We start from the raw sequence: 12,564 nt of genomic DNA on the forward strand, positions 1-12,564 counted from the left end.
ATGACACATTCAAAACCCCTTCTCGCCAGGTTCATGCGGCGTTTCGCATCCTTTGTTCTGGCACAGCGCATATTGGCGGTCGTCTTTATGCTGGCGGTATCCGCCACCCTCATGAGCGGCCTTGCCCGCGTCGGCTTTGACACCTCTCCGGAAAGCTTTTTCCTGGAGGGGGCCGAAGTCATCGAAGACTGGTACGCCTTCAAGGAGAAATACCAGTCGGATGAGTTTTCCTTTATCGTGCTGACCCCGCCAGAGGCCAATGCGGCCTTTGTCAAAGAGCTGGAGGGATTTGCGACCCAGCTGGAAGACATCGACGGTGTCGACCGGGTGACTGCGCTGCACAATGTCCGCTCCATCTCGGGCGAGGATGATGTCCTTGATGTCGGTGACTATCTGCATGCCGGCCTGACGCAGGCCGAAGTCACCGAACGGCTGGAAAAGGCTGCCGCCCACCCCTATTACCGCGGGCTGTTCGTAAACGATCGCGGCAGCCAATTCGGTGTGCTGGTGGAAACCGTCAGCACCTTCTCGAACGCTGACAAAGAGGGCTTCACCCAGGCGGTGCGCGCCATTCTTGCGCAGCCGGACTATGCGGAATGGAACGGCACAGCCATCGGCGCGCCGATCCTTGATGCGGACGTGCAGCGGATTGTCGGCATGGAAAGCGGCATTTTCGGCAGCATCACCTTTACCCTGGTGATGGCGGGCTTCTTCATCGCCTTCCGCCACCGGCTGGCCTTGGCGCTGCCGCCGCTGGTTGCTTGTCTCTCCATCGGTTGCGCCCTTGGCGCAATGGGGCTTTGGGGCGCGGACGCAGGCCTGCTTACGCCGATTGTCCCTTCTTTCCTGATTTCGGTCGGACTGGGTACCGCGGCCTATCTGCTGTCGGATTTCACCACTGCCCGGCGCAAGGGCGAACCGGTGCAGGCGGCCATTCTGGACACTATGGAACAGGCCGGCGGCCCGGCGCTGCTGGCAAATATCACCACCGCCGGCGCGCTGTTTGCCTTCTCCGGCTCGCGCGTGCTGCCGGTGCGTGATGTGGGCCTGACTCTGGGCATCGGCCTGATGACAGCCTGCATCTTTACCCTGATCCTGTTCCCGCTGCTGGCCAATCTGTGGGGCCACCGTATCCGGCAGCAGCCGGGCCGCAGCACGCACAGCCCGGCGCTTGCCGCGATGGCAGATTTCGCCATCGGCGCGCCGCGGCTGATTGTGGCCGTGTTTGCAGTGCTGGTTGCCTTTGCCGTCGCCGGTGTCAGCAAGCTGGAAACGGATTACTACTATCTGGGCACCTTCAAGAAGGACTCGGATCTGTTTCAGGCGCATCAGGCCGCCAATGCGGCAATTCCGGTCTCCAACTCGATCGAGGTGCTGATCTCGCTTGGCAAGACCGACGCCTTGAAAGAGCCCGCCGCCCTGCGCGCTGTTGATGCCATCGCGCAACAGGCGCTGGCGGCGGTGGATCAGGACGTGGCAGTCAAATCCTACACTCTGGCTGATGTGGTCAAGGAACTGTCGGAACAGACCCTGGGCAGCTACGCCATTCCTGACAACCGCAACGCCATTGCCCAGCTGATCCTGCTGTTCGAAAGCTCCGGCCATGACGAGATGGAGCGGGTCGCCAGTGCCGGCTTTGACGAAGCCCGGCTGACCTTCCTGGTGCCGTCGCGCGCCTACAGCGCCTATACGCCGCTGGTCGAAACCATCAAGGCCGAGGCCGCTGCCGTGATGGCCGAAGCGGGTTATCCGGATGCCGGGGTTGTGGTCACCGGCGTGGTTCCGATGTGGCTGGAGATCAGCACCTTCCTGACGGAAACGCAGATTTCCTCCTTTCTGATGGCAACCGCGATTGTGGCGCTGGTGATGATGCTGATCGCCCGGTCGGTGGTGATCGGCCTGACAATGGCGGCAATCAACGTCTGCTGCGTGCTGCTGGTCCTGGGCTTCATGGGCCACATGGGGATTATCCTGGATCCCTTCACCATCCTGATCGGCGCGATTGCCTTGGGCATTCTGGATGACGACACAATCCATTTCGCCCGCAACTTCCTGGACCGCCGCAAGCAGGGCGCGGATCTGGACACCGCCCTGCACCGCACCTTCCAAAGCGCGGGCAAGGCGATGGGCATACAGACCCTGATCCTGGTGGTGGCCTTCATCGTCTACACAACCGGTTCCGTGCAAAGCCTTGCCACCTTCGGGTTTGTCACCACGGCAACGATCTTTCTGGGGCTGCTGGTTGAATTCACCGTCACCCCGGCGCTGCTGATCCTGCTGTCGCGCGGCAGCGCGCACAGAACCGCCAAAGACCCGGTGCCGGATGCCGATCCGGATGGCTACCGCCCGGTGCTGGAAATGCCTGATCCCATGCGCCCGTCGCAAAGCTGAGGGATGCCGGATGTCATATCTCAAACCGCATGAACTTGCCGAGGCGATGGTCGAAGCCGGCGCCTCCAAGGTCGGCCTGTCCGCTAAGGACACGTTGATCCGGGCCTATATGGCGGGGGCGATCCTGGCCCTGGCCGCCGGGTTTGCAGTGACCGTCACCGTCAACACCGGCAACCCGCTGATCGGTGCGCTGCTGTTCCCGGTTGGTTTCTGCATGCTCAGCCTGCTGGGGTTCGATCTGCTGACCGGCGTCTTTACCCTGGTGCCCTTTGCAGTGCTGACCAACCGTCCGGGCTGCACCCCGCGCGCCATGCTGCGCACCTGGGCACTGGTCTTTGCCGGAAACTTCCTGGGTGCCATGACAACAGCCATCTTCATGGCGACGATCCTGACCATGGGTTTCACCCAGGAAGCCGGCGACGTCGGGCAGAAACTGCGCACCATCGGTGAAGCCCGGACACTGGGCTATGCCGAGGCCGGGCTGGGCGGCATGACAACCCTGTTTATCCGGGCCGTGATGTGCAACTGGATGGTCTCGACCGGCGTGGTTGCCGCGATCATGTCGACCAGCGTCTCGGGCAAGGTGATCGCGATGTGGATGCCGATCCTGATATTCTTCTATCTCGGGTTCGAGCATTCGGTGGTGAACATGTTCCTGTTTCCCGCCGGGCTGCTGCTGGGGGCCGGTTTCACCTGGGCTGATTACCTGCTCTACAATGAGATCCCCACCGTGCTGGGAAATCTTGCCGGGGGCATCACCTTTGTCGGGGCAACGATCTATTCGACCTACTACCGCCACAACGGAACCAGCCCCGAAACGGCAGTGGATGCCCCGCTGGAGAATGTCTGAAAACACCGCCTGCGGACTGTCATGGCAGCGGTACTGAAAAACGGAAAACGGCTTTGGCTCCGTTACAATCCAGGCTCCGGCATCACAGGATGCCGGAGCCTTTGGTCTCCAAAGCTGATCTGAAATCACGCGGATCAGCAAATGCGCGGCACAGATCCGGATCCGGTCAGCAGGCGGCAGTCACGATGATTTCCACCTTCAGATCCGGCCGCGCCAGCCGCGCCTCGCCGCAGGCCCGGGCCGGGGCGTGGCCTTGCGGCACCCAGGCGTCCCAGACCGCATTCATCCCGGCAAAGTCCTTCATGTCGGAGAGCCAGACAATCGCCTGCAGGATCTGCTGCGGCGAGGAGCCGGCCTTTGCCAGCAGCGCCTCGACCCGGGACAGGCAGTCGCGGGTCTGTTCGGCCACGTCTGCGCCGTCCCCGACCTGACCGCAAAGATAGGCCACGCCGCTGTGCTTCACGATCTTGCTCATGCGGGGGCCGGTTTCAATCCGTTCGATCACTTTTCTCTCCTATTCAGCGGCAGTGGCGGATGGGTCGTCCATCGCAGCCAATTCGCCCAGTGTTACGGGTTTGATCGGCGGGCGGATGCGGTAGTAACCCGTTTCATCCGGGGTCTGCCCGTTGGCCTCGGCCAGAAGCGCGGTCACGGCCGGCCCGCAATAGCGGCCCTGGCATGGCCCCATACCGGCGCGGCCAAAGGCCTTGGCCTGGTTTGGTCCAAGACAGCCAAGCTTGGCATAGCTGCGGATGTCACCTGCCGTGACTTCCTCGCAGCGGCAGACAATGGTGCTGTCCGCAGGCTGCAAAGCCGCACTGTAGGGCGGATAGGCCGCATCCAGAAACGGCCGCACCGCGGTCTCCCGGCTGCGCCGGCTGAGCAGCGGCGCGGCAAGCCTGTCGCGCTCCTGCGCGGTGATCCGGCCCAGTTCCTCTGCCGCTTTCAGGGCTGCGGTACGGCCCGCGAATTCAGCGGCCAGGGCGCCGCCGATGCCGGCGCCGTCGCCGGCGATCAGCACGCCTTGCTTGGCGGACTCGCCCCATGTCCCGACCTCGGGCACAAAACACTGCTGCGCTTGCGACCAGACATGCGGCACATTGATCGAGCGGGCGGCCTGGGTGTTCGGCACCACCCCGTGATGCAGCAGGGCTGTGTCGCAGTCGATGCGGTGATCGCGCCCTTTACTGCGGAATGCCACCGCCTCGGCCTGGGTGCTGCCCTGAACCGTGATCCCGGTTGCGCCGGTATAGCGGGGCACGCCTGCACGCTTTATTTCTGCCAGCATTTTCAAGCCTTTGAGCAAATACCGCCAGCCGCGCAGCGCGCCGGGAAGGTGGCGGGCTGATGCCATCAGGCTGATGCCAGTCTGGGTTTCGACCAGCGCCAGCGGCGGCATGCCTGCGCGCACCATCTGCGCCGCGATCAGGTAGAGCAGCGGACCGCTGCCGGCGAGCACGGCGCGGCGCGGCAGAACGCCGGATTGCTTCAGCAGGATCTGCGCGGCGCCTGCCGTCATCACACCGGGCAGGGTCCAGCCGGGCACCGGCATCGGACGCTCCAGCGCGCCGGTGGCCAGGATCACACGGTCTGCTTGGATCTGATCGCCGCGCCCCTGGCGGGTGAAAGAAATGCGCAAGCCGTCCTCGATGGCCCAGACGATGGCGCCGGAGATATGGCTGATCCCCGACTGGCCAAGGCCCGCCGTCAGGGTAGCCCCATGCAGATACTCCTGCCCCAGGATGGCGCCGCGCAACCCGGCAGCGCGGTCGACGTCGCGGTAGATCTGCCCGCCGGGGCGGTTCTGCTCGTCCAGCAGGATCACACTCAGGCCCTGCTGCGCGGCCTCGGCAGCTGCAGCCATACCGGCAGGGCCGGCGCCGATGATTGCCAGGTCACAGTGTTGCATCGCCAGCCTCCGCTTCATGCGGGCGGGAAATTTTCATTCCCTCTTCCACTTCCAGCATGCAGGCCTGGCGCACGCCGCCGCCGGTCTCCACCAGGCATTCGAAACAGGCGCCCATCATGCAGAACGGCGCCCGCGGCGCGCCCGAAACGGGTGTATGGCGGAACACCCGCACGCCGGCGGCCAGCAGCGCGGCGGCCAGATTGGCGCCTGCGGGCAGGTCCAGCGGCTGGCCGTCGAACCAGACCCGCACGCGGGGGGCGTTGTCCTGCAGCTCAAGAAACGCGGAATCGGTCTTCACTGAACACCTCCAGATCAGGGGCGGCCGCGGTGCCTTCCAGCCAGTCCGGCAGGAACAGCGCATGGGCCGCGGCCAGGGTAATGCCGCTGTGGCAGGTAACCAGGTAGGCGCCCGGCAGCTCCGGGCTTTGCTGATAGATCGGCAGGCCGTCGGGCGACAGGATGCGCAGCGCGCCCCAGCTGCGCACCAGCTGCGCGCGGGCCAGCGCCGGATAGGCGGCAATTGCCTCGGCGGCGAGACCCGACAGACCGGGCTGCGTTACCCCGTCGTCCAGCCCGACCTCCTCGTTGGTGGCGCCGATCTGAATACCGCCCTCATCCACCTGGCGGGCAATCAGCGACGGGCGGTTGATCAGTTTCGGCAATTTCTCGGTGATCAGAACTTGGCCGCGCTGCGGGCGAACGGGCGCCTTGAAGCCCAGCTTGGGACCCAGCTCCATCGCGCCGAGACCGGCAGAGAGCACAACCTTGCCCGCCGAAACCGTGGTGCCGTCGCTGCACTGAACCTGAAAGGCATCCGGTTTGGAGACCGCGGTGACGGTCTTGCCGTTCAGGACCGTGCCGCCCAGCCGCCGCACGTCGTCGGCCAGCGAGACCAGCAGCCGCAGCGGATTTGCGTGCCCGTCCTGGTGATGCAGGATCGCGCCTGCCACCTTGGGGCCGATATGCGGCTCCTCGCGGCTGAGCGCGTTGCGGCCCAAAACCTCGTAAGGGTAGTTGCCGCCCAGCTTGTCCTTCAGCGCATCGTACTGCGCCACGGTGGCATAAAGCGTTTCCTCGGAGAAATGCAGATCGTAACCGCCGTTCTGCTGCAACCCGACGGAACGGCCGGTGCTGTCTTCCAGCTCGGCGGCAAATCCAGCCCAGGCGGCTGCGGACTGCTGGCTCCAGCTGGCATAGCGCGGCTGCTTCATGCCCTTGGACTGCACCCAGACCAGGCCGAAGTTGCCGCGGCTGGCCCGGAACGATCCGTCATCGCCGTCCAGCACCGTGACGCGCTTGCCGCGCCTCAGCAGCCCCCAGGCCACCGACAGGCCGACAACGCCGCCGCCGATCACTGCATAATCTGCTTCCATCCTGCCGTATCCCAAAGGTTTGCAGCACTTGCGGGGCGGCACGCGGCCGCCCCGGTCCTTCATGCGGACTTACTTGCCGATCTGGTCAAGAATGCCCTGGCCCCAGTCGGCGCCGACATCTTCCAGAACCACCGGCCAGACGTCGCTGCGCACTTTTGCAGCCATCGCACCCAGCTCCTCATCGCTCAGGTCGACAATCTTGGCGCCAAGGTCATCTGCCAGCCGCTGTTCCCATTTGCCCTGATCCTCTTCGGCGACGGTCCAGCGCTGCGCCTCGAAACCGGCAGCGGCCGTTTTCAGCGCCTCCTGATCCTCAGCATCCAATTCAGCCAGCGAGCCGTTGGAGATGATCATGTACCAGACTTCAAAGTGGGTGTTGGCGGGCACATAGGCCTTGGTCACATCGCGGAACGACGCATAGTAGCCTTCGGCGCCGGAACCGATGACGCCGTCAACCACGCCGGTCTGGATCGCGGTGAAGGCTTCGGAAAAGGGGATCGGTGACGGGATATAGCCCAAGGCCTCGCCGGTCAGCTGGAAGCTTTTGATGCCGGGCACCCGGACCTTGATGCCGTTGGACTGCGACGGGTCGCCCGGGCTGACCGGATCGGTATTCAGCGCAACACCGCCGAAATACACCGGGTAGGCCGCCAGCATGGTGATGTCCTGCTTGGCGTAAAGCTCAGCCATCACATTGCGCACCGGGCCGTCGGGGCCATAGATCGCACGCGCCTCAGCCCAGTTGCCGGCCAGGTAGGGAAAGGAGCTGATCTGCATCCGGCGGTCCACCGCGGCAGCCGCAGGCTGGGTGGCCATGTCGATGGCGCCGACGCTGATGCGTTCCTGCACGGTGGTGTAATCGCCCAGAGCAGAAGCCGGGAAGATGCTGACCGACACGTCGCCGCCGGTGGCCTCGTCCACTTGGTCTGCAAAGGCGCGCAGTTCCTTGTCGATGGTGGTGTCCTGCGGGCGCACGTGGCTCATCTTGAGGTCGGCGGCCTGGGCAAACCCCGCCAGCGACATCAGGGCAGCGGCGGCGGTGCCGGTCAGAAAGTGTTTCATGGGTAGTCTCCTCCGTAGGGTGTCAGATGTAATTCTCGGGGTAGGATCAGTAGCCGAAGAAACGCGGCAGAAAGAGCGACAGATCGGGCCACAGCGAGGTCAGGAAGACCACCGGCACATAGCCTGTCAGGATCAGGATCATTGCGGGCGGGATCACCTTGGTGACCTTCACATTGCCGATCCGCGCGCCAAGGTAGAGGATCGAGGCATAGGGCGGCGTCACCCCGCCCATCGCGGTGTTCACACCCATGATCGCGGCGAACTGCACCGGGGTGACCCCGATCGCCTGCATCAGCGGCAGCAAAAGCGGCGCGATCAGGATGATGGCGGTCACGTCATTCACCACCATGCCGACCAGAAACAGCAGGATGTTGATGAAGATCAGCAGCAGCACCTTGTTCTCGGTGATCTCAAAGATCGCGCTGACCATCTGCTGCGGGATGCCTTCATAGACGAACATCTGGCTCAGGATCATCGAGAACAGGATCATCACCATGATCGCGCCGACGGCAGTTGCGGCCTCCTTGCCGGCATCCAGGAAGCTGTTCCATTTCAACCCCTTGTAGATGAAGAAACCGACCGGCAGCGCATAGATCACCGACAGTGCTGCGGCTTCGGTCGGGGTCATGATGCCGCCGTAGATGCCGCCCAGGATGATCACCGGCATCAGCAGCGCCGGGGTGGCGTTAAAGCCCTTTTTCGCAACATCGCCCGCCAGCGCCGAGAAACTGGGCGTGTCATCCAGCACCAGGTCGAACTTGCGGCTCATCCACAGGTTCATGGCCGAGAAGTTGAACATGATCAGCAGGCCCGGCCCCAGGGTCGCCAGAAAGCAGGCAAGGATCGAGGTATCGGTCACCCAGCCATAGACGATCATGGTGACCGACGGCGGGATCAGCAGCCCCAGGATGGACGAGTTGGCGATCAGCGCAGTGGCGTATTCCCGCGGATAGCCGCGCTTTTCCATCTCGGGGATCAGCAGCGGGCCGATGGCGGCGATGCCGGTCAGGCCTGAGCCGGAGATCGCGCCGATAATGGCGCAACTGACGGCAGCCACAACGCCCAGGCCGCCGCGGATATGGCCGATGAAGGCATTGACGAAGTTCAATAGAGAGGCCGCAATGCCGCTGGCCGACATGATGGTGCCCGCCAGCACGAACAGCGGAATGGCCAGCAGCACCGGGTTGCCCAGCTGCTGGGAGCCCCACAGCATCATGCCTTTCATGGTCACATCACCAAGGAAATACATGATCATCAGGGACGCGCCAAAGCAGTAGGGCAGCGGCACGCCAAGGGTCAGCGTCAGCACCAGGACGGCAATAGCAAGAAGGGCGATTTCGATCATTGTGCAGCTCCGGCGCGCAGGTCATTGATATGGCGCAGCAAATGCACCGCGGTGTAGAGCATCATCAGGGCCAGTCCGGTCGCCAGCGCCACTTCGGAAAAGAATGTCGGCAGGTAAAGCGTCGGGCTCTCCTTCCAGACCCGCCAGGCGTATTGGGTGTACTCCCACGCCCAGCTCAGCAGCCACAGGCCGACCGTCAGGCTGATAACCTCGCCGATGATCGCCAGCACGGTATGGCCGCGCTCTGTCTTGATGGCGATTTCCAGCACGTTGGCACGGATGTGGGTGTCCTCGCGCGAGGCATTCACAGCCCCAAGCAAATAGAGCCAGACGGTGGGGTAGAGCATGGTCTCCTCCAGCCCCATCACCGGGATCTGCAGCAGATAGCGGGTGACCACCTGGACGAACTGGCCCAGGGCCACCAGGCAGATCAGCCCGGTCAGCAGATATTTTGAAAATGTGTCCATCTGTCCTCCTTCCGGTGTCCCCTCACCGGGTTTGGCGGATTTGGCTGGACAAAGGGCATAAGATCAATTTCAAAATATCTGTGACTCCATAAATTGCCTTGATACCTATGCCATGAATTTCTCGATCCGCCAGATCTTCACCTTCCGCGAGGTCATGCGCAGCGGCTCCATCTCGCAGGCGGCGCGCACCGTCGGGCGCACCCAGCCCGCCGTCAGCACCATGATTTCGACGCTGGAGAGCGAGCTGGGCTTCAGCCTGTTTGTCCGCGAGCAGGGAAAACTGATCCCGACCCCGGAAGCCCGGTTCTTTCTGGAGGAATGCGAGACCGTCCTTGAACGCATCGAGCGGATCGAGCGCACGGTGAGCAAGATCCGCAGCCAAGAGGCCGGCAAGCTGCGCGTCGCTTGCCATCCGGCGGCGGCCGGGCTGTTCATGCCGCGGATTCTAACGGATTTTCTGCAAGGCAAGGATGAGCTGGAGGTCTCGCTGATCATGCGCTCGTCGGACGTAATCGAGGATCTGATTGCGTCACAGCAATTCGACATCGGATTTGCCGAAACACCGGTGCCGCGGCCCTCTGTCCGGCAGATGGATTTCGATCTCGAATGCGTCTGCGTGCTTCCAGCCGATGATCCGCTTGCGGCCGCCGAAGAGATTACACCGCAGGATCTGGACGGGCAGCCGATGGCGGCGCTGTTCGACGAGCACCCGCTGACGGCCCGGACAGAGGCGGCGTTTCACAGGGGCGGCTGCCGGTTCCGCAAACGGCTGGAGCTGCGCACCTGGACGCCGGGCCTGCAATTCGTTGCAGCGGGTATGTGCTACATGATTTGCGACATGATCACCGCCTACAGCTGCCTGCAGCAGCGCCAGACCACGGCCGACCTGGTGATTCGCCGGTTCCGCCCCCGGATCAGCACCGGTGTTTCGATCCTAACACCGGGCTACACGGCACAATCCCTGACCTCAAAGGCCTTCACAACCCGGCTTTGCCAGTCCATCGAAAGCATGCAGGCTCAAATGAACAGCAGCCTCTAGGAAGGCAGCCCTGAAACAATGGCTGCTTCCGGGAAGCTGCGGCGCGGCGAATGGCGGTAGCGTGCTCGATCACGAGATTGAACAGTATCGGACCCCCTGAGATTGCCCGCAATTTCGCGCCGGGCGCGGATGGCCCGGATTTGCTTCGTCATCTGTGGCCGTTCCTTGGTCAGTCGCTACAGCTTAGCCACGGGTCCGAAATCCTGCGAGCATCCCTTATAGCAAAACCAAACCACTCGTCTTTGGCAAACATCGGGATCCAAGGAGCTTTCAGCAATGTCTGTACGTTCCAGTATATTTTACATAATCATGTTTACAGGCTTTTTCATTGCAGCCGCAAAGCAGTAATGTCATCCATTGGCAAAGCAGAAGTGTCACTCTCCTCGCATAAGGCAGCGAGGACGAGCGGACATGGGATGGGTGATGATGAGCGAGCGCGAGTTGAACCGCGTTGAGGTTCTGGCGCAGGTCGATGACGGCCGGTTGACAGTTGATAACGCGGCGAACCTGCTGGATCTGACACGGCGGCAAATATTCCGGCTGTTGAAGCGGTGCCGCCAGGACGGCGCATCCGCGATCCGTCACAAGGCGCGCGGCAAGCCTCCGAACAACCGGTTTCACAAAGCGAAGCGTGACTATGCTCTGAGCCTGATCAAAGAAAATTATTCTGATTTCGGCCCGGCGCTGGCGGCTGAGATGCTGGGTGAGCATCACGGGATCAAGGTGTCCCGCGAGACCTTGCGCAAATGGATGATCAAAGACGGCCTTTGGCTGTCCCGCAAACAGCGGCGCCAGTTCCACCAGCCGCGCCTGCGCCGGGAATGTTATGGCGAGCTGATCCAGATCGACGGTTCCGATCATCGCTGGTTTGAGGATCGCGCGCTGCCCTGCACCCTGCTCGTCTTCATTGATGATGCCACCAGCACCTTGATGGAATTGCGTTTTGTGAAGTCGGAAAGCACCTTCAGCTATTTCGAGGCACTGGAAAGTTATCTGGTTCAGCATGGCCGTCCGGTGGCCTTTTACAGCGACAAGCACACCGTGTTCCGCGTGGCTAAAACCGATGCCAGGAACGGCGCAGGCATGACCCGGTCCGGGCGCGCGCTGAATGAGCTGAACATCGAGATCCTCTGCGCAAACAGCTCTCAGGCCAAAGGCCGGGTTGAACGGGCGAACCGGACGCTTCAGGACCGGCTTGTCAAAGAGCTGAGGCTGGCGGGTATTTCCGACATGGAGGCCGGAAACGCCTTTCTTGAAGGCTTCAAGAACCGCTTCAACGCCAAATTTGCCAAGGCTCCGGCCAAACCGGATAACCTGCACCGGGCGTTGAATGTGGAGCCGGACCGGCTGGCAGAAGTTCTATGCTGGCGTGAGAACCGATATGCCGGCAAGCAGCTCACATTTTCCTATGACCGCAAGCGGATCATGCCGGAAGAGAACGAGTTGTCACGCGCCCTGGTTGGCAAATACGCGGATACCTATGCCTTTGCCGATGGCCGGTTTGAGGTGCGCTGGAAAGGCCAAGCCCTGCCCTACAGAGTCTTTGATATGGACCAGCGCGTCACCCATGCCGTGGTCACCGAGAATAAGCGGCTCAGCGCGGTTCTGGCTCATGTCAAAGAAATGCAGGAGAAAGCACCGCCCAAGCCCAAGGTGCGGACCAATTCCGAAAAGATGGGATATAAGCCGAATGGTCGGCCATCAGGGTCGTGCCTCAAGAATGCGAGTGTGACGGAGGGCCATGATGCCGTTCAAGTCGGACAGGATTGAATAATCCAAACCGCTAACCCCAGCGGCAACAAGATGGTCAGAACATGCAGAATATTGATCGTTATCGTGCGGGCGAACTTCTTCATGCCAACAGTGGCAAGTAGAGCGTCCTTCAACCCATAATGGTTATGCCGGGCGACCACCAACGTGAGCAAAGCCGCCATAGGCCAAAAAACAAAATGAACCCAAACTAAATCATCACTACACGGCAAGGCGACACCTCGATACCCAAATCATCACAGCAATTTTGGTGAACTCAGTTTATTCCGCAAGGCTTATCAGCCCTTCGAAATTTGAAGTCTACGGGCTGCCAAGCCTTGCTCCTGTTCCGCTGTGCGGTGACACTTCCGCTTTGCGC

General features: G+C 62.2%; 11 protein-coding genes. 4 read left to right on the top strand and 7 right to left on the bottom strand.

Annotated elements, in window-relative coordinates:
• Positions 1 to 2,391 carry an efflux RND transporter permease subunit gene (locus ETW24_RS22670; protein WP_129373368.1) on the top strand — a complete coding sequence of 797 codons (2,391 nt, stop codon included), beginning with the start codon at positions 1 to 3 and terminating at the stop codon, positions 2,389 to 2,391.
• A gap of 10 nt (positions 2,392 to 2,401) precedes the next feature.
• Positions 2,402 to 3,241 (top strand): formate/nitrite transporter family protein, encoded by an 840-nt coding sequence (locus tag ETW24_RS22675; RefSeq protein WP_129373369.1) that lies wholly within the window; start codon positions 2,402 to 2,404, stop codon positions 3,239 to 3,241.
• Between the two features lie 166 nt (positions 3,242 to 3,407).
• On the opposite strand, the gene ETW24_RS22680 is transcribed toward ETW24_RS22675, so the two are convergent.
• From ETW24_RS22680 to ETW24_RS22710, 7 genes are all read right to left on the bottom strand, one after another.
• Positions 3,408 to 3,746 (bottom strand): RidA family protein, encoded by a 339-nt coding sequence (locus ETW24_RS22680; RefSeq protein ID WP_129373370.1) that lies wholly within the window; start codon positions 3,744 to 3,746, stop codon positions 3,408 to 3,410.
• 9 nt (positions 3,747 to 3,755) lie between these two features.
• The gene (locus ETW24_RS22685) at positions 3,756 to 5,150 is read right to left on the bottom strand and encodes an FAD/NAD(P)-dependent oxidoreductase (protein ID WP_129373371.1); all 1,395 of its coding nucleotides are present in this window, start codon (positions 5,148 to 5,150) and stop codon (positions 3,756 to 3,758) included.
• Positions 5,137 to 5,448 carry a (2Fe-2S)-binding protein gene (locus tag ETW24_RS22690; RefSeq protein WP_254695793.1) on the bottom strand — a complete coding sequence of 104 codons (312 nt, stop codon included), beginning with the start codon at positions 5,446 to 5,448 and terminating at the stop codon, positions 5,137 to 5,139. Before ETW24_RS22690 ends, ETW24_RS22685 begins: the two co-directional genes overlap by 14 nt.
• The gene (locus ETW24_RS22695; RefSeq protein WP_129373373.1) at positions 5,423 to 6,523 is read right to left on the bottom strand and encodes an NAD(P)/FAD-dependent oxidoreductase; all 1,101 of its coding nucleotides are present in this window, start codon (positions 6,521 to 6,523) and stop codon (positions 5,423 to 5,425) included. The genes ETW24_RS22690 and ETW24_RS22695 overlap by 26 nt, the downstream gene beginning before the upstream one ends.
• Positions 6,524 to 6,592: 69 nt before the next feature.
• Positions 6,593 to 7,585 (bottom strand): TRAP transporter substrate-binding protein DctP, encoded by a 993-nt coding sequence (dctP, locus tag ETW24_RS22700; RefSeq protein ID WP_129373374.1) that lies wholly within the window; start codon positions 7,583 to 7,585, stop codon positions 6,593 to 6,595.
• A gap of 46 nt (positions 7,586 to 7,631) precedes the next feature.
• Positions 7,632 to 8,930, bottom strand: coding sequence for a TRAP transporter large permease (locus ETW24_RS22705; protein ID WP_129373375.1), 1,299 nt, complete (start codon positions 8,928 to 8,930; stop codon positions 7,632 to 7,634).
• Positions 8,927 to 9,397, bottom strand: a complete 471-nt coding sequence (locus tag ETW24_RS22710) for a TRAP transporter small permease (RefSeq protein WP_129373376.1) — start codon at positions 9,395 to 9,397, stop codon at positions 8,927 to 8,929. The genes ETW24_RS22705 and ETW24_RS22710 overlap by 4 nt, the downstream gene beginning before the upstream one ends.
• Before the next feature lie 112 nt (positions 9,398 to 9,509).
• Between ETW24_RS22710 and ETW24_RS22715 the strand changes: the two genes are divergently transcribed.
• Together ETW24_RS22715 and ETW24_RS22720 are read left to right on the top strand one after the other, a co-directional pair.
• Entirely contained in the window at positions 9,510 to 10,436 is a 927-nt protein-coding gene (locus ETW24_RS22715) for a LysR family transcriptional regulator (RefSeq protein ID WP_129373377.1), read from the top strand.
• Between the two features lie 411 nt (positions 10,437 to 10,847).
• Positions 10,848 to 12,206: an ISNCY family transposase gene (locus ETW24_RS22720; RefSeq protein WP_129373378.1), complete on the top strand. Its 1,359-nt coding sequence runs from the start codon at positions 10,848 to 10,850 to the stop codon at positions 12,204 to 12,206.
• Positions 12,207 to 12,564 lie beyond the last annotated feature (358 nt).

The organism is Leisingera sp. NJS204 (assembly GCF_004123675.1).
Classification (GTDB): domain Bacteria; phylum Pseudomonadota; class Alphaproteobacteria; order Rhodobacterales; family Rhodobacteraceae; genus Leisingera.